Origin of the sequence: Kitasatospora sp. NPDC005748, from assembly GCF_040630735.1 — a bacterium.
Classification (GTDB): domain Bacteria; phylum Actinomycetota; class Actinomycetes; order Streptomycetales; family Streptomycetaceae; genus Kitasatospora.
In genome coordinates this window covers 74,489-93,837 of record NZ_JBEXYD010000026.1, presented here as the reverse complement: position 1 = coordinate 93,837, position 19,349 = coordinate 74,489, and the positions used below count along the sequence as shown (strand labels likewise).

The 19,349-nt window shown below is 73.3% G+C and carries 20 protein-coding genes and 3 tRNA genes; 17 read left to right on the top strand and 6 right to left on the bottom strand.

What is annotated here, in order from left to right; genetic code table 11:
* Positions 1-22: 22 nt before the first annotated feature.
* The 3 genes from ABZ495_RS20225 to ABZ495_RS20215 all read left to right on the top strand — a co-directional run bounded on the left by ABZ495_RS20225 (position 23) and on the right by ABZ495_RS20215 (position 316).
* A tRNA-Glu gene (locus ABZ495_RS20225) sits at positions 23-95 on the top strand.
* Positions 96-122: 27 nt separating this feature from the next.
* Positions 123-198 (top strand) — tRNA-Glu (locus ABZ495_RS20220).
* A gap of 43 nt (positions 199-241) precedes the next feature.
* Positions 242-316: transfer RNA gene (locus tag ABZ495_RS20215), tRNA-Gln, on the top strand.
* Between the two features lie 126 nt (positions 317-442).
* Here the strand turns inward: ABZ495_RS20215 and ndgR are convergent.
* Positions 443-1,156: an IclR family transcriptional regulator NdgR gene (ndgR, locus tag ABZ495_RS20210; RefSeq protein WP_148642806.1), complete on the bottom strand. Its 714-nt coding sequence runs from the start codon at positions 1,154-1,156 to the stop codon at positions 443-445.
* A 230-nt stretch (positions 1,157-1,386) separates the two neighbouring features.
* Between ndgR and leuC the strand changes: the two genes are divergently transcribed.
* From leuC to ABZ495_RS20190, 4 genes are all read left to right on the top strand, one after another.
* Complete coding sequence (leuC, locus tag ABZ495_RS20205) at positions 1,387-2,808, top strand: 3-isopropylmalate dehydratase large subunit (RefSeq protein ID WP_329489731.1); 1,422 nt, start codon at positions 1,387-1,389, stop codon at positions 2,806-2,808.
* Positions 2,809-2,813: 5 nt separating this feature from the next.
* On the top strand, positions 2,814-3,410 hold the full coding sequence (gene leuD / locus ABZ495_RS20200) for a 3-isopropylmalate dehydratase small subunit (protein ID WP_329489732.1): 597 nt from the start codon (positions 2,814-2,816) through the stop codon (positions 3,408-3,410).
* A 340-nt stretch (positions 3,411-3,750) separates the two neighbouring features.
* Positions 3,751-3,939 (top strand): hypothetical protein, encoded by a 189-nt coding sequence (locus ABZ495_RS20195; protein ID WP_329492256.1) that lies wholly within the window; start codon positions 3,751-3,753, stop codon positions 3,937-3,939.
* A 133-nt stretch (positions 3,940-4,072) separates the two neighbouring features.
* A complete protein-coding gene (locus ABZ495_RS20190; protein WP_359807884.1) occupies positions 4,073-4,786 on the top strand; it encodes an HU family DNA-binding protein in 714 nt (237 codons plus the stop codon).
* 131 nt (positions 4,787-4,917) lie between these two features.
* Here the strand turns inward: ABZ495_RS20190 and ABZ495_RS20185 are convergent, their stop codons facing one another.
* Both ABZ495_RS20185 and cofC read right to left on the bottom strand, forming a co-directional pair.
* A complete protein-coding gene (locus ABZ495_RS20185) occupies positions 4,918-5,139 on the bottom strand; it encodes a hypothetical protein (protein WP_329489734.1) in 222 nt (73 codons plus the stop codon).
* Positions 5,140-5,240: 101 nt separating this feature from the next.
* Complete coding sequence (cofC, locus tag ABZ495_RS20180) at positions 5,241-5,972, bottom strand: 2-phospho-L-lactate guanylyltransferase (RefSeq protein WP_359837212.1); 732 nt, start codon at positions 5,970-5,972, stop codon at positions 5,241-5,243.
* Positions 5,973-6,191: 219 nt separating this feature from the next.
* On the opposite strand from cofC, the gene ABZ495_RS20175 reads away from it, so the two are divergent.
* The 3 genes from ABZ495_RS20175 (at position 6,192) to ABZ495_RS20165 (ending at position 9,233) form a co-directional block, all read left to right on the top strand.
* A complete protein-coding gene (locus ABZ495_RS20175; protein WP_352291617.1) occupies positions 6,192-7,022 on the top strand; it encodes a lysophospholipid acyltransferase family protein in 831 nt (276 codons plus the stop codon).
* On the top strand, positions 7,019-8,020 hold the full coding sequence (locus tag ABZ495_RS20170; protein ID WP_329489737.1) for an NAD(P)H-dependent glycerol-3-phosphate dehydrogenase: 1,002 nt from the start codon (positions 7,019-7,021) through the stop codon (positions 8,018-8,020). The genes ABZ495_RS20175 and ABZ495_RS20170 overlap by 4 nt, the downstream gene beginning before the upstream one ends.
* A 70-nt stretch (positions 8,021-8,090) precedes the next feature.
* On the top strand, positions 8,091-9,233 hold the full coding sequence (locus ABZ495_RS20165; RefSeq protein WP_329489738.1) for a D-alanine--D-alanine ligase family protein: 1,143 nt from the start codon (positions 8,091-8,093) through the stop codon (positions 9,231-9,233).
* Positions 9,234-9,311: 78 nt separating this feature from the next.
* Here the strand turns inward: ABZ495_RS20165 and ABZ495_RS20160 are convergent, their stop codons facing one another.
* Together ABZ495_RS20160 and ABZ495_RS20155 are read right to left on the bottom strand one after the other, a co-directional pair.
* Entirely contained in the window at positions 9,312-9,824 is a 513-nt protein-coding gene (locus ABZ495_RS20160) for a DUF3515 domain-containing protein (protein WP_359807879.1), read from the bottom strand.
* Between the two features lie 20 nt (positions 9,825-9,844).
* On the bottom strand, positions 9,845-10,078 hold the full coding sequence (locus tag ABZ495_RS20155; protein ID WP_329489740.1) for an Lrp/AsnC ligand binding domain-containing protein: 234 nt from the start codon (positions 10,076-10,078) through the stop codon (positions 9,845-9,847).
* 217 nt (positions 10,079-10,295) lie between these two features.
* Between ABZ495_RS20155 and ABZ495_RS20150 the strand changes: the two genes are divergently transcribed.
* The 3 genes from ABZ495_RS20150 (at position 10,296) to thiD (ending at position 13,354) form a co-directional block, all read left to right on the top strand.
* Positions 10,296-11,261, top strand: a complete 966-nt coding sequence (locus ABZ495_RS20150) for a thiamine-phosphate kinase (RefSeq protein WP_329489741.1) — start codon at positions 10,296-10,298, stop codon at positions 11,259-11,261.
* A gap of 197 nt (positions 11,262-11,458) precedes the next feature.
* The gene (locus ABZ495_RS20145; RefSeq protein WP_359837210.1) at positions 11,459-12,484 is read left to right on the top strand and encodes a 6-phosphofructokinase; all 1,026 of its coding nucleotides are present in this window, start codon (positions 11,459-11,461) and stop codon (positions 12,482-12,484) included.
* Positions 12,485-12,508: 24 nt separating this feature from the next.
* Complete coding sequence (thiD, locus tag ABZ495_RS20140) at positions 12,509-13,354, top strand: bifunctional hydroxymethylpyrimidine kinase/phosphomethylpyrimidine kinase (protein ID WP_359837208.1); 846 nt, start codon at positions 12,509-12,511, stop codon at positions 13,352-13,354.
* A gap of 169 nt (positions 13,355-13,523) precedes the next feature.
* Here thiD and rpmB read toward each other — a convergent pair whose 3' ends face one another.
* Positions 13,524-13,709 (bottom strand): 50S ribosomal protein L28, encoded by a 186-nt coding sequence (gene rpmB / locus ABZ495_RS20135; protein ID WP_014138233.1) that lies wholly within the window; start codon positions 13,707-13,709, stop codon positions 13,524-13,526.
* A 282-nt stretch (positions 13,710-13,991) separates the two neighbouring features.
* Between rpmB and ABZ495_RS20130 the strand changes: the two genes are divergently transcribed.
* The 4 genes from ABZ495_RS20130 (at position 13,992) to rsmD (ending at position 19,342) form a co-directional block, all read left to right on the top strand.
* Complete coding sequence (locus ABZ495_RS20130) at positions 13,992-15,623, top strand: DAK2 domain-containing protein (protein WP_359807875.1); 1,632 nt, start codon at positions 13,992-13,994, stop codon at positions 15,621-15,623.
* A gap of 91 nt (positions 15,624-15,714) precedes the next feature.
* Positions 15,715-17,946 carry an ATP-dependent DNA helicase RecG gene (recG, locus tag ABZ495_RS20125; RefSeq protein WP_329489745.1) on the top strand — a complete coding sequence of 744 codons (2,232 nt, stop codon included), beginning with the start codon at positions 15,715-15,717 and terminating at the stop codon, positions 17,944-17,946.
* 150 nt (positions 17,947-18,096) lie between these two features.
* On the top strand, positions 18,097-18,630 hold the full coding sequence (locus ABZ495_RS20120; protein WP_352291629.1) for a hypothetical protein: 534 nt from the start codon (positions 18,097-18,099) through the stop codon (positions 18,628-18,630).
* 127 nt (positions 18,631-18,757) lie between these two features.
* The gene (gene rsmD / locus ABZ495_RS20115) at positions 18,758-19,342 is read left to right on the top strand and encodes a 16S rRNA (guanine(966)-N(2))-methyltransferase RsmD (protein WP_359807872.1); all 585 of its coding nucleotides are present in this window, start codon (positions 18,758-18,760) and stop codon (positions 19,340-19,342) included.
* The last annotated feature ends 7 nt before the right edge of the window (positions 19,343-19,349 follow it).

Genomic DNA, 19,349 nt, shown 5'->3' with positions numbered 1-19,349 from the left:
CCCGCAAGGGATCGCCTGGAAAGCCCCCGTTGTGTAGCGGCCTAGCACGCTGCCCTCTCACGGCAGTAGCGCCGGTTCGAATCCGGTCGGGGGTACTGATCCCGCAAGGGATCGCCTGGAAAGCCCCCGTTGTGTAGCGGCCTAGCACGCTGCCCTCTCACGGCAGTAGCGCCGGTTCGAATCCGGTCGGGGGTACCAGAGCATTAAGCCGGTGGGCTTGCCCATCGGCTGATTGCTTTGTTGGGGTATGGTGTAATTGGCAGCACGAGTGATTCTGGTTCACTTAGTCTAGGTTCGAGTCCTGGTACCCCAGCCAGAAATGAGCAAGGCCCTGGTCCGCCAGGGCCTTTTGTGTTTTCCGCCCGCATTTCCCGGGTGATTCGGAAAAGGGCCCGCGCACCTCGGTGCGCGGGCCCTTTTCGACGTCGGCGGGCAGGGGTGGTCAGCCGCGGCGCAGGGCCTCGGTGAGCCGGTTGGCGGCCTCGATGATGGCCTGGGCGTGCAGCCGGCCCGGGTGGCGGGTCAGGCGCTCGATCGGACCGGAGACGGAGACGGCGGCCACGACCCGGTTGGAGGGGCCGCGCACGGGGGCCGAGACGGACGCCACACCCGGCTCGCGCTCGCCGATCGACTGCGCCCAGCCGCGGCGCCGGACGCCGCTCAGCGCGGTCGCGGTGAACCGGGCGCCCTGGAGGCCCCGGTGGAGCCGCTCGGGCTCCTCCCAGGCGAGCAGGACTTGGGCGGCCGAGCCGGCCTTCATCGGCAGGGTGCTGCCGACCGGGACGGTGTCCCGCAGACCGGAGAGCCGCTCGGCGGCGGCGACGCAGATCCGCATCTCGCCCTGCCGGCGGTAGAGCTGTGCGCTCTCGCCGGTGACGTCGCGCAGATGGGTCAGGACCGGGCCCGCGGTGGCGAGCAGCCGGTCCTCGCCCGCCGCGGCGGAGAGTTCGGAGAGACGGGGGCCGAGGATGAACCGGCCCTGCATGTCCCTGGTGACCAGTCGGTGATGTTCGAGTGCGACGGCGAGCCGGTGGGCCGTGGGCCGCGCCAGACCGGTGGCGGCGACCAGCCCCGCCAACGTGGCGGGGCCCGACTCCAGTGCGCTCAGCACCAGAGCGGCCTTGTCGAGAACGCCGACGCCGCTAGAGTTGTCCATGCCCTAAGACTGCAGTCTCATTCCGCGAGACGCAAGTTCAATCCGGCGAGAAAAGCGCCACTCTGGATGCAGCAGCCCGGGAGACATCCAGAATGCGGCCTCAACAGAGTGTCCGCATGGTGGACACCGATCCGGCGTGCAGGTCACGCGGCGCGCCTCACAGGGCGGCGCAGGCAGTGACCCCGATGAACACGAGAAGGCCGGCAACGCGGCCGGCTGGAGGGAATCCGATGGGACGGACACTCGCAGAGAAGGTCTGGGACGACCACGTCGTCCGGCGCGCGGAGGGCGAGCCCGACCTGCTCTTCATCGACCTGCACCTGCTCCACGAGGTCACCAGCCCGCAGGCCTTCGACGGCCTCCGGCTGGCCGGGCGCACGGTCCGCCGGACCGATCTCACGATCGCGACCGAGGACCACAACACCCCGACCCTGGACATCGACAAGCCGATCGCCGACCCGGTCTCGCGGATCCAGCTGGAGACCCTGCGCCGCAACGCCGCCGAGTTCGGCGTCCGGATCCACTCGCTGGGCGACGTCGAGCAGGGCGTCGTGCACGTGGTCGGCCCGCAGCTCGGGCTGACCCAGCCGGGCACCACCGTGGTCTGCGGCGACTCCCACACCTCCACCCACGGCGCCTTCGGCGCCCTGGCGTTCGGCATCGGCACCAGCCAGGTCGAGCACGTCCTGGCCACCCAGACCCTCCCGCTGGCGCCGTTCAGGACGATGGCGATCACCGTCGAGGGCGAGCTGCCCGAGGGCGTCACGGCCAAGGACCTGATCCTGGCGATCATCACCCGGATCGGCACCGGCGGCGGCCAGGGCTACGTCCTGGAGTACCGCGGCTCGGCCATCCGCAGCCTCTCCATGGAGGCCCGGATGACCATCTGCAACATGTCCATCGAGGCGGGTGCCCGGGCCGGGATGATCGCCCCCGACCAGACCACCTTCGACTACCTGGAGGGCCGTCCGCACGCGCCGAAGGGCGAGGACTGGGACGCCGCGGTCGAGTACTGGAAGACCCTGGGCACCGACGAGGACGCGGTCTTCGACCACGAGATCTTCATCGACGCGACCCAGCTGACCCCGTTCGTTACCTGGGGCACCAACCCGGGTCAGGGCGCGCCGCTCGGCGCCCAGGTGCCGGACCCGGCCTCCTTCGCCGACCCGCAGGAGCGGATCGCCGCCGAGAACGCCCTGAAGTACATGGGCCTGGAGGCCGGCACCCCGCTGCGCGAGGTCGCGGTGGACGCCGTCTTCGTCGGCTCCTGCACCAACGGCCGGATCGAGGACCTGCGGGCCGCCGCGGCCATCCTGGACGGCCGGACCATCGCCGAGGGCGTGCGGATGCTGGTCGTCCCCGGCTCGGTGCGGGTCGCCCTGCAGGCCGTCGAGGAGGGCCTGGACAAGGTGTTCACCGCCGCCGGCGCCGAGTGGCGCCACGCGGGCTGCTCGATGTGCCTGGGCATGAACCCCGACCAGCTGGCCCCCGGCGAGCGCTGCGCGTCCACCTCGAACCGCAACTTCGAGGGCCGTCAGGGCAAGGGCGGCCGCACCCACCTGGTGTCGCCGCAGGTCGCCGCCGCGACCGCGGTGCTCGGCCGACTGGCCGCACCCGCCGATCTCCCGTCCGACGTCGCTGTGGAGGCCTGAGCAGCATGGAGAAGTTCACCACCCACACCGGTCGCGCCGTGCCGCTGCGCCGCAGCAACGTCGACACCGACCAGATCATCCCGGCCCATTGGCTCAAGAAGGTCACTCGTTCCGGTTTCGAGGACGGCCTGTTCGAGGCCTGGCGCAAGGACGAGTCGTTCGTCCTGAACCGGCCCGAGTACCAGGGCGCGACCGTCCTGCTGGCCGGCCCCGAATTCGGCACCGGCTCCTCCCGGGAGCACGCCGTCTGGGCATTGCAGAACTACGGGTTCCACGCGGTCGTCTCGTCCCGCTTCGCCGACATCTTCCGCGGTAACTCGCTGAAGAACGGCCTGCTCACGGTCGTGCTGCCGCAGGAGACGGTGGAGCGGCTCTGGGCGCTGGTGGAGGCCGATCCGACGGCCGGGATCACCGTCGACCTGGAGGCCCGCGAGGTGCGCGCCGAGGGCGTCACGGCCCCGTTCGAGCTGGACGACAATGTCCGTTGGCGGCTGCTGAACGGGCTGGACGACATCAGCATCACCCTGCAGAACGAGCCCGACATCGCGGCCTTCGAACAGACCCGGCCCGCCTTCAAGCCGCGTACTCTGCCGGTCGCCTGAGCGGCTCGGGAGAACAAGCATTCTGACGTTCCACCGGATGGTCCGCCTCCCCTCGGGGGGGCGGACCATCCGCCGTTCCGGGCCCGGAGTTACCCCCCGGCGCCGGCCCCCGATTGCCGATTTGGCATTGCCGCAGAGGCCCCGCGCAAGCACAACTGCGGGTAGATGGCACAATCAGTACATGCACCGGCACCATGAACCTCCGTACGCGGGCGGCGAACCCGCGTCACCGGAGTCCACGGGCCGGGGATCCGAACGCCGAATTGACGATCGGCCGGACGCCGCCACCTCACCTGCTGAGGGGCCGGACGACCCGGAAGTCGCAGCGCTCTACGCGCTTGTGGCCGAGCGGTTGAAGCAAGCTCACGCCCGCGTGCATGCGCTGAACGTGTCTGCCGATGCAAAGACCGCTCTCACCCGTCAACTCCTGATCGTCACCGAGGCCGCCAAGCGCGATCTTCCGGAGGCGGCAAGGCGGTTGAGTCGCTTTGTGCATGACCTCGACGAGGGGCGCCCGCCCGTCGCCTGAGGTCGCCGACGCGCAAATCCATTGCGACACTAGGGTGATTCGCGCGTTTGGTAATTGAAAGTCCGCAGATACATACCTAACGTGCGAAATGAACGGATGGAATCATCCGGCGCCCGTTTCCGAAGGGGAAGACGTGAACAAGGCTCAGCTTGTCGAAGCGGTGGCCGAGCAGCTGGGCGGTCGCAAGGCTGCCGCAGAGGCCGTCGACGCAGTGCTCGACACCATGGTCCGCGCCGTCGTGGCCGGTGACCGGGTGTCGGTCACCGGTTTTGGCACCTTTGAGAAGGTGGAGCGCTCCGCGCGCTTCGCCCGCAACCCGCAGACCGGCGAGAAGGTCAAGGTCAAGAAGACCTCGGTGCCCCGCTTCCGTCCCGGCCAGGGCTTCAAGGACCTGGTCAGCGGCAGCAAGAAGCTGCCGAAGGAAGGCCCCTCGGTGAAGAAGGCCCCCAAGGGCTCCCTCACCCCGGGCAAGAGCGGTGTCGCCGCGACCCCGGCCGCCAAGCGCGCCGCCACCAAGCGCGCCGCCTCGGCCGCCGCCGCGGCCCCGGCCGCCACCAAGAAGGCCGCTGCCAAGAAGACGGCGACCACGGCCGCCGCCAAGAAGACCACGGCCACCCCCGCCAAGAAGGCGACCGCGACCAAGAAGACCACGGCCGCCGCCGCCAAGAAGACCACGGCCGCCGCGACCAAGAAGACCGCTGCCGCCGCCAAGAAGACGGCGACCACGGCCGCCGCCAAGAAGACCACGGCCACCGCCAAGAAGGCGACCGCCACGGCCAAGAAGACGGCTCCCGCGAAGAAGACCGCCACCCGCAAGACCACCGCGCGCAAGACCAGCGCGAAGTAGTCCTCGGACGGCTCTCCAGGGCCGTGGCGCACCCCCTCCCGGAATTCCGGGTGGTCGGGCCGCCACGGCTCTTCGGTTTTCCGGGGTCGGTCTCGACCCCGGCGCGCGGCTGTGGAGCGGCGCGGGCCCGGTCAGGCCTCGGCGGGGTCCGGGAAGGTCTGCAGCGTCAGGAAGACCACCCGGCGGGCGTCGCCCGCGCCCTCGGTGCGGATCCGCACCCGCTGGCCGGGGCGCAGCAGCCGCAGGCCGCCGGCGTCGAAGGCGGCGGCGTCGAACGGCACCGGGGTCCCGTCGTCGAGCAGCACGGAGCCGGCCCGGGTGGCGGGGTCGAAGGTGAACGCGGTGGCCTGCATGGAAGCAGCATAGCGAGCAGCACCGACAGGCCTCGGGGGCAGCTCGTGGAGGCGGCCCGGCGTGGATGGGGAGTTGCTCCCGCGCCCGTCCGGAGCGGGGGTCAGAGGTGCTCCCGCGCCCGTCCGGAGCGGTTCGCGGCGGGGAGTCCGAGCGCCTGCGCGAGCCGGGCCGACAGGGCGCCGGTGTGCGGGCCGACGCCGAGTGCGAGCGCCGCGCCGAGGTCGGCGCCGGTGTCCACGTCCCGGCGCACCGACTCCACGTCGTCCAGCCGCAGTTCGCGGGCGCCGCCGGCCGCGTGCCGGGCCCGGGAGCCGTCGCCGAAGGCGGGTGCGAGCGGACCGCCGGGGGAGCGGGCCAGCAGCGTGGTGCCCAACCCGGGGGCGTCGGCCAGGAAGGACCGCCCGGCCGGCCGGGCCGCGGCCAGCACCCGGGCCAGTTCGGCCGGGCGCAGGGCCGGCAGGTCGGCGGAGAGCGCGGCCAGCGGGGCGTGCGGGGCGAGCGCCAGCGCGGCCGCCGCGCCGTGCGCCAGCGCGTCGTTGAGGCCGCCGCCCGGTTCGTCGCCGACGACGACCGCGCCCAGCGCGGCCAGCCGCTCGCCGGCGGTGCCGTCCCGGGTGACCACCAGGACGCGGGACACGCCCGGGGTGGCCAGCGCGGCGGTCACGGTGTCCAGGGCGAAGGAGAGCGCCAGGTCCGCGCGGTGCGGCCCGGCGAAGGGTGCCAGCCGGGTCTTCGCCAGGGCGAGCCGCTTGAGCGGCAGCACCAGCGACCAGCCTGCGGTGGGTGCGGGGGGCGCGACGGGCCCGCTGGGGCGTACGGTGTCCTGGGTCATCGGCGTCATTGTGACGCCGGTCCCGGAACCCTCGCCAGGCCGTCCGAACTGTGCGGACGTGCGTTTGGTCACGCCCGCCCGACAGGTTGGCGGGGTTGCTCGACAGCCGCTCCGCGGCCGGGCGAGACTGTTCCGCGCCCTGACCCCCGTCCGACGGGGGTCGCGGGAGGCGAGAGACTGCGGCACCCCGCGTGCCGCACCGGATGAGGAGGACCTGGGGTGGCCCGCCGCTCGTATGCCGGCTTCGGCAACGCCGATTACGGCATCTGGTACCGCTTCGCGGCCGTGCTGGTGAAGCCGGTGACGACCGCGCTGGTGAAGCCGGACTGGCGGGGCTGGGAGCACCTGCCGAAGGAGGGCGGCTTCATCGCCGCCGTCAACCACAACTCGATCATCGACCCGGTGGTCTACGCGCACTGGCAGTACAACAGCGGGCGGCCGCCGCGGATCCTCGGCAAGTCCTCGCTGTTCTCGGTCCCGTTCATCGGCTTCATGCTGCGCAAGACCGGCCAGATCCCGGTGTTCCGCGAGTCGACCGACGCCGCGCACGCGTTCCGGGCGGCCATCGACGCGGTGAACGGTGGCCAGTGCGTCCAGTTCTACCCGGAGGGCACGCTCACCCGGGACCCGGACCTGTGGCCGATGACCGGCAAGAGCGGGGTGGCCCGGGTCGCGCTGATGACCGGTGCGCCGGTGATCCCGGTGGCGCACTGGGGTGCGCACGAGATCATCCCGCCGTACGGCCGGGGCGGCTCGGGGAAGGGCCGGTTCAACCTGTTCCCGCGGCACCGGGTGACGGTGGCGGCCGGGCCGGCCGTGGACCTGAGCAAGTACCAGGGCCAGGAGCTGACCGCCCAGGTGCTCCGGGACGCGACCGAGGACATCATGCGGGCGATCACCGCCGTGCTGGCCGACATCCGCGGCGAGGAGCCGCCGGCCGAGCGCTACGACATGCGCACGGCGGCCCGGCACCGGGCGGAGGCGGCCGCCGCCGAGCGGCAGCGGGCCGCCGGCACGCGCAAGAACAGCACCGAGGAGGCCGGCAAGTGACCCGATGTGCCGTGTTCGGAACGGGTTCCTGGGGGACCGCGTTCGCGATGGTGCTGGCCGACGCGGGCTGCGAGGTCACCCTCTGGGGGCGCCGGCCGGAGCTGGTGGACGCGATCCACACCACCCACGTCAACCCCGACTACCTGCCCGGCGTCCCGCTGCCCGGGTCGGTCCGGGCCACCGTGGACCCGGCGCGGGCCCTGGCCGGCGCCGACTTCGCGGTGCTCGCGGTGCCCTCCCAGACGCTGCGCGAGAACCTCGCCGCCTGGGCCCCGCTGATCGAGCCGCAGACCGTGCTGGTGAGCCTGATGAAGGGCATCGAACTCGGCACCGCCAAGCGGATGAGCGAGGTCATCGCCGAGGTCGCGAAGGTCGGGGCGGAGCGGGTGGCCGTCGTCAGCGGCCCCAACCTGGCCCGGGAGATCGCCAACCGGCAGCCCGCCGCGAGCGTGGTGGCCTGCACCGACGAGGCGGTCGCCAAGCGGCTCCAGGCGGCCTGCCACACGCCGTACTTCCGCCCCTACACCAACACCGACGTGATCGGCTGCGAGCTGGGCGGCGCGGTGAAGAACGTGATCGGCCTGGCGGTCGGCATGGCGGACGGCATGGGCCTCGGCGACAACACCAAGGCCACGCTGATCACCCGGGGCCTGGCCGAGACGACCCGGCTGGGGCTGGCGCTCGGCGCCGACGCGTACACCTTCGCCGGGCTCGCCGGGATGGGCGACCTGGTGGCGACCTGCTCCTCGCCGCTCTCCCGCAACCACACCTTCGGCACCAACCTCGGCCGCGGGATGTCGCTGGCCGAGACCATCGCGGCCACCCGGCAGACCGCGGAGGGCGTCAAGTCCTGCGAGTCCGTGCTCGACCTGGCCCGGCGCAGCGGCGTCGACATGCCGATCGTCGAGGCCGTGGTGGACGTGGTGCACAACGGGCGCCCCACCCAGGAGGCGCTGCGGGCGCTGATGTCGCGCTCGGCCAAGGCCGAGCGGCACTGACCGCGCGACGCCGGGCGACCGGGGCGGTTGACGTCCCGGAAACGGCTCGCACGGTAGTCTCACACCCGATATGAGCATCGAACAGACCCCCCCGAATCCGTCCGCGAAGCCGCGCGTAGCGCTCGTCTTCGGTGGCCGCAGCTCCGAGCACGCCATCTCGGTGTCCACCGCGGGCAGCGTGCTCAGGGCGATCGACCGCGAGAAGTACGACGTGCTGCCCATCGGCATCACCCACGAGGGCCGCTGGGCGCTGGTCAGCGACGATCCGGCCCGGATGGCCATCACCGACGGCCGGCTGCCGGACGTCGCCCAGGTCGCCGAGGCCGTCGACGGCCAGGTCGTGCTGCCGGTCAGCCCGGACAGCCGCGAGGTGGTCTGGAGCGAGCCGGGGGCGGTGCCGAAGGCGCTCGGCGAGGTCGACGTGGTCTTCCCGCTGCTGCACGGCCCCTGGGGCGAGGACGGCACCCTCCAGGGCCTGCTGGAGCTGTCCGGAGTGCCGTACGTCGGCAACGGCGTGCTCTCCAGCGCGGTGGGCATGGACAAGGAGTTCACCAAGCGGGTGCTGGCCTCGCACGGCCTGGGCGTCGGCTCGTACACCATCGTCCGGCCGCGGGAGTGGGAGAGCGAGGCCGGCCGCGCCGCCGTCCGCGAGCGGGTCGGGGAACTCGGTCTGCCGGTGTTCGTGAAGCCCTGCCGGGCCGGCTCCAGCATCGGCATCACCAAGGTCAAGGACCTCGCCGGGCTGGACGCCGCGATCGAGGAGGCCCGCCGGCACGACCCCAAGCTGATCATCGAGGCCGGGGTGTCCGGGCGCGAGATCGAGTGCGGGGTGCTGGAGTTCGAGGACGGCCCGCGCGCCAGCGTCCCGGCCGAGGTCCTGGTCGGCGGCGACTACGAGTTCTACGACTTCGAGGCCAAGTACATCGACTCCTCCGAGGTGCGCATCCCGGCCGAACTCGGTGCGGCCGAGCTCGCCGAGATCCGCCGTCAGGCGGTCGCCGCGTTCGAGGCGCTCGGCTGCGAGGGCCTGGCCCGGGTGGACTTCTTCCTGCTGGACGACGGCAGCTGGATGATCAACGAGGTCAACACCATGCCCGGCTTCACCCCGATCTCGGCCTACCCGAAGATGTGGGAGGCCAGCGGGCTGTCGTACCCGGAGCTGATCGACCGGCTGCTCCAGGCGGCGCTGCGCCGCCCGACCGGGCTGCGCTAGCCGCCCGGGCACCCGCCGCACACCCGTGCAAGGGCGGTCCGGGAGCTCCCGGACCGCCCTTCCCGTGCTCTCCGGCCGCTACGGGATGTTGGCCTTCACCACGCCGTTCAGGGCGGAGACCGGGTCGAGCGGATTACTGAAGGCCCCGCCGGGGACGGTCACCTCGACGTACGCCCGGCGCATCGTGGTGATGAACCGGTATCCGCCGTCGTCGAGCTTCTGCGCCCACCAGGTGACGTCGTCGATGGTGGGGGAGAGGTCCTTGGCGTGCTCGCCGTTCAGCGCCTCCGGCCGGTCCACCCCGCAGCGCAGCACGGTGCGCGGCGAGCTGGCCCAGGCGGCCACGTACGGGGAGCCGGGCGACGGGTCCTTGCGGGCGTGGCCGAGCACCTCCTGGGGCAGCGCCGCGGCCAGGTCCCGGCAGTAGCCGGCGGCCCTCCCGGTCGGCTCCGGCACCTCGATCGCCGCGGGCGCGCCCCAGCTGCCGAGCAGCCCCACGACGGTGCAGCTCAGCGCCAGCGGCAGGGCCAGCCACCGGACGGGGGCCGGCAGCGCGGTCAGGAAGCGGGGGACGCGGAGTTCTCGGGCCACCCGCCGATGGTAGCCGGGGCCTACAGGTGGACCACCGGACAGGTGAGGGTGCGGGTGATGCCCTCCACCTGCTGGACCTTGGCCACGACCAGGCGGCCGAGGTCGTCCACCGTCTCGGCCTCGGCCCGCACGATCACGTCGTACGGTCCGGTGACGTCCTCGGCCTGGAGGACACCGGGGATCTCGGAGATGGACCGGGCCACGGCGGTGGCCTTGCCGACCTCGGTCTGGATCAGGATGTATGCCTGTACCACGGGGGGACCTCCCGGCGGCTGGGAACGGGGATCGGCGCCGTGATCGCCCGCTCGGGCGTTCGGGGGTGGGGAACGGACTCACCGGCATTCCGATCACCACGCTACCGCGCAGCGGGCCGGGGAGGGGAGACTTCTGCACCCCCGGAGGGCGTACGCTGCGCGCGGGGGAGCGGGGGGCACCAGTTCCGATTCGGATGGAAACGCGAGAGGACGGCAGATGCAGGGGACCGTGGGCGAGCTCGGCGAGTTCGGACTCATCAGGGAGCTGACGGCCCGGGTACCGCTCACCGACGCGGTCGACCTCGGTCCGGGCGACGACGCCGCGGTGGTGAAGACGCCGGACGGCCGGGTGGTCGCCACCATGGACGTGCTGATCGAGAACCGGCACTTCCGCCGGGACTGGTCGACCGCCTACGACGTGGGCCGCAAGGCCGCCGCCCAGAACCTCGCCGACGTGGCCGCGATGGGCGCGGTGCCGACGGCGATCCTGCTCGGCCTGGTCACCCCCGCCGATCTGCCGACCACCTGGGCCACCGAGCTGATGGACGGGCTGCGCGACGAGTGCCAGGTGGCCGGTGCCACGGTGGTCGGCGGCGACGTGGTGCGCGGCGACGTCATCACCCTCGCCATCACGGCGCTCGGGGATCTCCAGGGGCGCGCACCGGTGACGCGCGCCGGGGCTCAGGTGGGCGACGTGGTCGCCGTCACCGGCTGGCTCGGCTGGTCCGCCGCCGGGCTGACCGTGCTGCAGCGCGGGTTCCGCTCGCCGCGCGCCTTCGTCGAGGCGCACCGCCGGCCCGAGCCGCCGTACCACGCGGGCCCGGCCGGCGCCGAGTTGGGCGCCACCGCGATGGTCGACGTGAGCGACGGGCTGGTGGCCGACCTCGGCCACGTCGCCCGGGCCAGCGCGGTGGACATCGACCTGCGGGCCGCCGACTTCGACGTCCCGGCGCAGATGGCCGATATCGGGCAGGCCGTCGGGGTGGACCCGCTGGTCTGGGTGCTCTCCGGCGGCGAGGACCACGCGATCGTGGCGACCTTCCCGCGCGGGGTCCAACTGCCCGCCCGCTGGCGGGTGGTGGGCGAGGTGACCGGCCGGGCCCGGCCGTCCCGCGGTGGCCGGGTGACGGTGGACGGCGAGCCCTGGGACCGGGTCGGCGGCTGGGACCACTTCGCGGAATGAGCGCGGCGTCAGCAGTCCGGCGGGAGGCCGCGGGCCGGCGCGGGCGCGTGCATCGGCCCGGACGCGCGGGGCGCCCCGGCGAGCGGCGCGCGGGCCCGCGCCGGGGGACGGCGTAGGCTTGCGCTGAACCGGATCCACCTGCTGCTCCTCGGACGCGGGTGGTCTGAACCACTGCGGAGCGGGAGAGTACAGCCACCATGCGCATCGGTGTCCTGACCAGCGGCGGAGACTGCCCCGGGCTCAACGCGGTGATCCGCTCCGTGGTGCACCGGGGAACCGATGTGCACGGTGACGAGATCGTCGGCATCGAGGACGGCTTCCTCGGCCTGATCGAGGGCCGCAGCCGGCCGATCTCGCACGACGACGTCACCGGCCTGCTGACCCTCGGCGGCACCATCCTGGGCTCGGCCCGCGTGCAGCGCGACCGGATCGCCTGGGCGGTGGAGAACGCCGAGACCCTCGCCCGGGACATCGGCATCGACGCGCTGATCGCGATCGGCGGCGAGGGCACGCTGACCGCCGCCAAGATGTTCAGCGACGCCGGACTGCCGGTGGTCGGCGTGCCGAAGACCATCGACAACGACATCGACGCGACCGACGTCACCTTCGGGTTCGACACCGCGGTCCATGTCGCGACCGACGCGATCGACCGGCTGAAGACCACCGCCGAATCCCACCAGCGGGTGATGGTGGTGGAGTTGATGGGCCGGCACACCGGCTGGATCACCCTCACCGCCGGAATGGCCGGCGGCGCCCACGGCATCCTGATCCCGGAGAAGCCCTTCGACATCGAGGCGGTCGCCCGGATGGTCGAGGACCGCTTCTCCCGGGGCAAGAAGTTCGCCATCATCGCGGTGGCCGAGGGCTCGGCCCCGATGCCCGGCACGATGCGCTTCGACCACGGCGTCGTCGACCAGTTCGGCCACCGGACCTTCGGCGGGATCGGCAACCGGCTCGCCAACGAGCTGGAGAACCTGCTCGGCAAGGAGGCCCGGCCGGTCATCCTCGGCCACACCCAGCGCGGCGGCACCCCCACCGCCCGGGACCGGGTGCTCGCCACCCGGTTCGGCTGGCACGCGGTGGAGGCCGTCCACAAGGGCGCCTTCGGGCACTTCACCGCGCTGCGCGGCAACGACATCGAGCTGGTGCCGGTCGCCGAGGCGGTCACCCACCTCAAGACCGTGCCGCAGGACCGCTGGGCGGAATCCGAAGCCGTGCTCTGAGGCGGCGCGGGTAGGTTGGGGCCCATGTCCCTCCCGTCTTCCGCCCCCGCTCCCGGCGGCCGCCCCCGGGGCGGCCCCTCCACCGCACCCCCGCGGGTGCTCACCGTCGCCGGATCCGACTCCGGCGGCGGCGCCGGCATCCAGGCCGACCTCAAGGCGATGCTGGCCCTCGGCGTCCACGGCATGAGCGTGATCACCGCCGTCACCGCGCAGAACTCGCTCGGTGTCCAGGGCTACTGGGAGCTGCCGGCCGAGGCCGTCCGGGCCCAGTTCCGCAGTGTGGTGGACGACATCGGCGTCCAGGCCGTGAAGACCGGGATGCTCGCCTCGATCGAGCTGGTCGAGACCGTCTCCGAGCTGCTGACCGGGGTGAACGCCCCGGTGGTGGTCGACCCGGTCGGCGTCTCCAAGCACGGCGACGCGCTGCTGGCCGCCGAGGCCGTCGCCACCGTTCGGGAGCGGCTGCTGCCGGTCGCCACCCTGGCCACGCCCAACCTGCACGAGGTGACGCAGCTCACCGGGCGCACCGTCGAGGACGAGGCGCAGATGCTCGACGCGGCCAAGGCGCTGCTCGACCTCGGGCCGCGCTGGGTCCTGGTGAAGGGCGGGCACCTGGAGGGCGAGGCCGCCGACCTGCTGTACGGCGGGCCGGGGGAGGAACACTGGTACCGGGCGCCCCGCTACGACAACCGGCACACCCACGGCACCGGCTGCACACTGGCCAGCGCCATCGCCGCCGGGCTGGCCACGGGCGAACCGCTGCCCGGGGCGGTGGCCTCGGCGAAGGCCTACATCACCGGCGCGATCGCCGGCGGCTTCGCGCTCGGGTCCGGCATCGGCCCGGTGGACCACGCCTGGCGCTGGCGCTGAGCGCACCGGGGCCGCAACGACCACGGGCGGGCCCGAGGGCCCGCCCGTGGCGGCTCCGGGCAGGCCCGGAGAGAGGGGTCGGCACTGGAGAGCCGGGATCCAGAAACAGGAAGCCGGCCCATCCGAGGATGGACCGGCTTCCTGGAGGACCGGCTTACCGGTCTGCGCGTCAGCGCGAGACCTTACCGGCCTTGATGCACGAGGTGCAGACGTTGAGCCGCTTCGGCGTCCGCCCAATCACAGCGCGCACCGTCTGAATGTTGGGGTTCCAACGACGGGGGGTACGGCGGTGAGAGTGGGAGATGCTGTTGCCGAAGCCCGGCCCCTTGCCGCAGACGTCGCAGTTGGCAGCCACAGGAGTCACTCCAAGACTTCAGATCATTTACGTTCGAAACCCCGCCAACCCACCGGAGCACTCACGTGAACCAGATCAGATCAATGGGGTGAGCCTGGACTGTTCCAGGCAACCGGAAGAGCATACAACGCTTGCTTCCGTTCAACGAAACTACCACGTCTGCGCAGGTGATCGCCGCGCTCGGCGCTTCCGGCGGCGGCCCCCGGCCCCCGATAACCTGCCGGTACCAACCCTCGCCGTTCAACCTCAGGCCATCACGGCGTCCCATCCGGAGGAGACCTGGTGCTGACCACGCTCGACGCCCCGGCCGTGCGCAGCTGGTGCCAGCTGGCCCTGCGCGCGCTGGGCCAGGCCCGCGAGGAGATCGACGCACTCAACGTCTACCCCGTCCCGGACGGCGACACCGGCACCAACCTCTACCTGACCGTGGAGTCCGCCGCCGCCGCGGTGGAGAGCCGGTTCACCGACCCGGCGGGCGACCCGGCCCCCGGGCTCGCCGAGACCGCCCGGGCGATGGCCCGGGGCGCGCTGGTCGGCGCCCGCGGCAACTCCGGCGTGATCCTCGCCCAGTGGCTGCGCGGCACCGCCGAGCAGCTGGCCCAGGGCGGTGGCGCCGACCAGCTGCGGGCCGCCCTCCAGGGGGCCGCGGACGCCGCCTACCAGGCGGTCGCCGAGCCCGTCGAGGGCACCCTGCTGACCGTCGCCCGGGTGGCCGCCCGGGAGGCGACCCGGGCCGGCGACGGGCTCGGCCAGGTCGCCGACACCGCGTACCGGGCCGCCCGGGACGCGCTGCGGCGCACTCCCGAGCAGCTCTCCGTGCTGGCCGAGGCCGGGGTGGTGGACGCCGGCGGACGCGGCCTGGTCGCCGTCCTCGGGGCGCTCGCCGACGCGGTGGCCGGCCACCAGCCGATGGGCCCGGTCGCGCTGCGCGGTGACGTCCGGCCGGTCGAGAGCTGCCAGGGGCACGTCCGGCCGCCCGGCCCGGGTCACCCCGCCTTCGAGGTGATCTACCTGCTGGACGCCCCCGACGAGGCGCTGCCCGCGCTGCGCGAGCGGCTCGCCGGACTGGGCGACTCCCTGGTGATCGGTGGCGGGGACGGCCTCTGGAACGTGCACGTCCACGTGGACGACGCGGGGGCCGCGGTGGAGGCCGGGCTGGGGGCCGGGCGGCCGCACCAGATCCGGATCACGCACTTCGCCGAGGCCGCCGCCCGGGCCGGGACCGCCGACGACCGCGGCGAGCACGAGGAGCGCACCCGGGTGGTGCTCTCGGTGGTCTCCGGCGCGGGACTGGCCGACCTCTGCGAGCAGGCCGGCGCCGTCGTGCTGCACGCCGACCCGGACCGCCCGCCGGCCAGCGCCGAGCTCGCCGCCGCCGTCCGCCGGGCGGGCGCCCGGGAGGTCGTCCTGCTGCTCAACGACCCCGAGCTGCGGGCCGCCGCCGGGGCCGCCGCCGACCAGCTGCGCGAGGAGGGGGTGCGGATCGCCGTCCTGCCCACCCGGTCACCGGTCCAGGGGCTGGCCGCCCTCGCCGTGCACGAGGCCGGCCGCCGGTTCGACGAGGACGTGGTCGCCATGACCTCGGCGGCCGGCGCCACCCGGTACGCCGAGCTCGCCGTCGCCGAGGGCGAGTCCTGGACGATGGCCGGGGTCTGCCAGGCCGGGGACGTGCTCGGGCTGATCGACGGGGACGTGGCGGTGATCGGCGCCGCCCCGGCCGAGGTCGGCGCCAGCGTGCTCGACCGGATGCTGGGCGCGGGCGGCGAACTCGTCACCCTGATCCTCGGCGACGGCGCGGACGAGGAGCTGGCCGACCGGCTGGTGGCGCACGCCCGGCACCGGCGGCCGGAGGTCGACGCGGTGGTCTTCCACGGCGGGCAGGAGTCCGCGCCGCTGCTCATCGGCGTGGAGTAGCGGTCCGGGCGGCGGGCGCCGCGGTCCGGCCGGGGCGCCGGGCAGCGGGTGGCGCCCGGAATGTCGGTCCGGTGGTGTAAACAAGGGCCTGATGGGCGCTCTCGATGAACCACTGACCAAGCTCGTCGGCGACCGTACCGCCAAGGTGCTCGCCGACAGCCTCAAGCTGCGCACGGTCGGGGACCTGCTGCACCACTATCCGCGCCGCTACGTCGAGCGCGGCCAGCTCACCAGCCTGGACGAGCTGGAGATCGACGAGCACGTCACCGTGCTGGCCCGGATCGAGAAGGTCACCCTGATCCCGTTCCGCGGCCGCAAGGGGGACCGCCTGGAGGTGGTCGTCACCGACGGCCGCAGCCGGCTCTCGCTGGTCTTCTTCAACCAGGGCTGGCGGCAGAAGGAGCTCCGCACCGGCGCCCAGGGCCTGTTCGCCGGCAAGGTCGGCGTCTTCAACCGCACCCGCCAGCTGGTCTCGCCGGACTACCAACTGCTCGACGAGGACACCGGGTCGGACGCGGCGCAGCAGTTCGCCGGCCGGCTGATCCCGGTCTACGGAGCCAGCGCCCAGATGCCCAGCTGGAAGCTGTCCATCTGCGTCGAGACCGCCCTCACCAAGCACCTCTCCGACGTCGGCGAGCCGCTGCCCGCGGAGCTGCGCGAGCGGCACGAACTGATCCCGCTGCCCGAGGCGCTGGAGCTGATCCACCGCCCGCGCGGCCAGGCCGACCGCGAGCGCGCCCAGAGCCGGCTCCGCTGGGACGAGGCCTTCGTCCTCCAGGTCGCGCTCGCGCAGCGCCGGGCCGCCGACTCCGCCCTGCCGGCCAAGCCCCGCGAGCCCCGGGCCGGCGGCCTCCTGGACGCCTTCGACGCCCGGCTCCCGTTCACCCTCACCGACGGCCAGTTGAAGGTCTCCGCCGAGATCGCCGCCGACCTGGCCACCGAACACCCGATGCACCGGCTGCTCCAGGGCGAGGTCGGCTCCGGCAAGACGCTCGTCGCGCTGCGCGCCATGCTCGCGGTGGTCGACGCGGGCGGCCAGGCCGCCCTGCTGGCGCCCACCGAGGTGCTGGCGCAGCAGCACCACCGGTCGATCGTGGAGATGATGGGGGACCTGGCCGAGGGCGGCCTGCTGGGCGGCTCGGACCTCGGCACCCGGGTGGTGCTGCTGACCGGCTCGATGGGCGTCCCGGCCCGCCGCCAGGCGATGCTCGACATGGCCTGCGGGGACGCGGGCATCGCGATCGGCACCCACGCGCTGATCGAGGACAAGGTGCAGTTCCAGGACCTCGGCCTGGTCGTGGTGGACGAGCAGCACCGCTTCGGCGTCGAGCAGCGGGACGCGCTGCGCGCCAAGGGCGAGCAGCCGCCGCACCTGCTGGTGATGACGGCCACGCCGATCCCGCGCACCGTCGCGATGACCGTCTTCGGGGACTTGGAGACGTCGGTGCTGGACCAGTTGCCGGCCGGCCGCTCGCCGATCTCCACCCATGTCGTCCCGGCCCTGGAGAAGCCCAACTTCCTGGCGCGGGCCTGGGAGCGGGTCCGCGAGGAGGTGGCCAAGGGCCACCAGGCGTACGTGGTCTGCCCCCGGATCGGGGACGAGGAGCCCGCCCCCGACGCCAAGAGGAAGCGCCGGTCGGTCCCGGCCGAGGACTTGGAGGAGCTCACCGGCGCGGAGCCCGACGCGGGCGCCGGGAGCGACGACCGGCGCCCCCCGCTGTCGGTCGTCGAGACCGCCGAGAAGCTGCTGAAGGGCCCGCTGGCCGGGCTGCGGGTGGAGATCCTGCACGGCCGGCTGGCGCCCGACGCCAAGGACGAGGTGATGCGCCGGTTCGCGGCCGGCGCGGTGGACGTCCTGGTGGCGACCACGGTGATCGAGGTCGGGGTCAACGTCCCCAACTCCACCGCGATGGTGATCATGGACGCCGACCGCTTCGGCGTCTCCCAGCTGCACCAGTTGCGCGGCCGGGTCGGGCGCGGCAGCGCCGCCGGCCTCTGCCTGCTGGTCAGCGACATGCCGGCGGGCAGCCCGGCCCGGGCCCGGCTGGACGCGGTGGCCGCCACCCTGGACGGCTTCGAGCTGTCCCGGATCGACCTCGAACAGCGGCGCGAGGGCGATGTGCTGGGCCAGGCGCAGTCCGGGGTGAAGTCCTCGCTGAAGGTGCTCTCCGTGCTGGAGGACGAGGAGGTCATCGTGACCGCCCGGGCCGAGGCCACCCGGCTGGTCGCCGAGGACCCGGAGCTGGCCGCCCACCCGGACCTGCGCACCGCGCTGGAGAGCCTGCTGGACGCCGACCGCGCGGAGTACCTGGAGAAGGGCTGAGCCCCCCGGGAGCCCGGCCGGCGGGCCGGTGCCCGGGCCGCCCGTGAGGGCTGATCGTCAGGGCCGATTGTCAGACCCCCGCGAGAGAATGTAGTTGTTCAGGACGCACCCTCAAGGTGCGCACCTGGCACGACACTTGGGGGTCCTGCCATGGCATTCCGTCATCTCAACGAGCTCCCGCTCGGCGACAAGGTCTTCCGGATCGAACTCGCCAGCGACGACGACCGCGAGGTCACCCTCACCCTGACCGGCTGGCGCGAGGGGGCGGCCGCCGCGCCGCTCGCCTCGGGCAAGCTCCGCCTGCCGGTCGAGGACGTCGCCTCGCTGCGGATCGCGCTCAACCGCGCGCTCCGGGCCCTGGCGATCGTCGCCGACGTCTCCGAGCCCATCCCCGACCGTGACGTGCTGCGCGAGCTCTACCCCGGACACGGCGCCCCCTGGGTTCCGCAGCACGAGGAGGAGCTGGTCCGGCGGTTCCACGACAGCGAGACCGTCGCCCGGATCGCCGCCCGCTTCGGCCGCACCCCCGACTCCGTCCGCACCAAGCTGCGCGAGCTCGGGCACGACCCGCGCCGCCCCGAGTTCTGCCCGCCCGACGGCTGCCTCTCGTGGTCCCGCTACGCCTCGCCGGCGCTGCTCGGCGCGGCGATCCCGCCCCAGTCGACGGCGGCCGACGCGAGCTGATCCCGCGGCCCTCGCCGCGACCTTCGCCGCAGCCCTCCGCCGGGGCTGCGGCGAGGGGTTCGGGGCGGCCCTTCGGGTGGGGGCCGTATAGCGTGGTCGGGCAGCGACGAAAGGACCTCCCACCACCATGACCCGCGTCATCGCCGGGGCGGCCGGCGGCCGCCGGCTGGCCGTACCGCCCGGCCGGAGCACCCGCCCCACCTCCGACAAGGCCCGCGAGGCGATGTTCTCCACGCTGGAGGCCCTGCGCGGCACCCTGCACGGGGCCCGGATGCTCGACCTGTTCGGCGGATCGGGCGCGGTCGGCCTGGAGGCGCTGTCCCGCGGCGCCGAGCACGTCCTGCTGGTCGAGGCCGACGGCCAGGCGGCCCGGGTGATCCGGGAGAACGTCCGGACGATCGACCTGCCGGGCGCGGTGGTGGTGGCCTCCCGGGCCGAGAAGGTGATCGCGGGACCGCCCCCGGAGACCCCGTACGACCTGGCCTTCCTCGATCCGCCGTACGCCGTCACCGACGACGAGGTGCGCGAGATGCTGATCACACTCCTGGCCGGGGGCTGGCTCGCGGCCGACGCACTCGTCACCGTGGAGCGCAGCACCCGAGGCGGCGAGTTCGGCTGGCCCGAAGGCTTCGAGGTACTGCGCTCGCGCCGCTACGGCGAGGGCACGCTCTGGTACGGTCGCGCCGCCGCCGAGGGCCGCCCACACTCGTAGCGGGCCG

Excerpts from the sequence above, each read along its gene's own strand:
- ndgR (WP_148642806.1), bottom strand. The coding sequence starts at position 1,156 with ATGGACAACTCTAGCGGCGTCGGCGTTCTCGACAAGGCCGCTCTGGTG.
- leuC (WP_329489731.1), top strand. The coding sequence starts at position 1,387 with ATGGGACGGACACTCGCAGAGAAGGTCTGGGACGACCACGTCGTCCGG.
- leuD (WP_329489732.1), top strand. The coding sequence starts at position 2,814 with ATGGAGAAGTTCACCACCCACACCGGTCGCGCCGTGCCGCTGCGCCGC.
- ABZ495_RS20185 (WP_329489734.1), bottom strand. The coding sequence starts at position 5,139 with ATGCAGGCCACCGCGTTCACCTTCGACCCCGCCACCCGGGCCGGCTCC.
- cofC (WP_359837212.1), bottom strand. The coding sequence starts at position 5,972 with ATGACCCAGGACACCGTACGCCCCAGCGGGCCCGTCGCGCCCCCCGCA.
- ABZ495_RS20165 (WP_329489738.1), top strand. The coding sequence starts at position 8,091 with ATGAGCATCGAACAGACCCCCCCGAATCCGTCCGCGAAGCCGCGCGTA.
- ABZ495_RS20150 (WP_329489741.1), top strand. The coding sequence starts at position 10,296 with ATGCAGGGGACCGTGGGCGAGCTCGGCGAGTTCGGACTCATCAGGGAG.
- ABZ495_RS20145 (WP_359837210.1), top strand. The coding sequence starts at position 11,459 with ATGCGCATCGGTGTCCTGACCAGCGGCGGAGACTGCCCCGGGCTCAAC.
- thiD (WP_359837208.1), top strand. The coding sequence starts at position 12,509 with ATGTCCCTCCCGTCTTCCGCCCCCGCTCCCGGCGGCCGCCCCCGGGGC.
- recG (WP_329489745.1), top strand. The coding sequence starts at position 15,715 with ATGGGCGCTCTCGATGAACCACTGACCAAGCTCGTCGGCGACCGTACC.
- ABZ495_RS20120 (WP_352291629.1), top strand. The coding sequence starts at position 18,097 with ATGGCATTCCGTCATCTCAACGAGCTCCCGCTCGGCGACAAGGTCTTC.
- rsmD (WP_359807872.1), top strand. The coding sequence starts at position 18,758 with ATGACCCGCGTCATCGCCGGGGCGGCCGGCGGCCGCCGGCTGGCCGTA.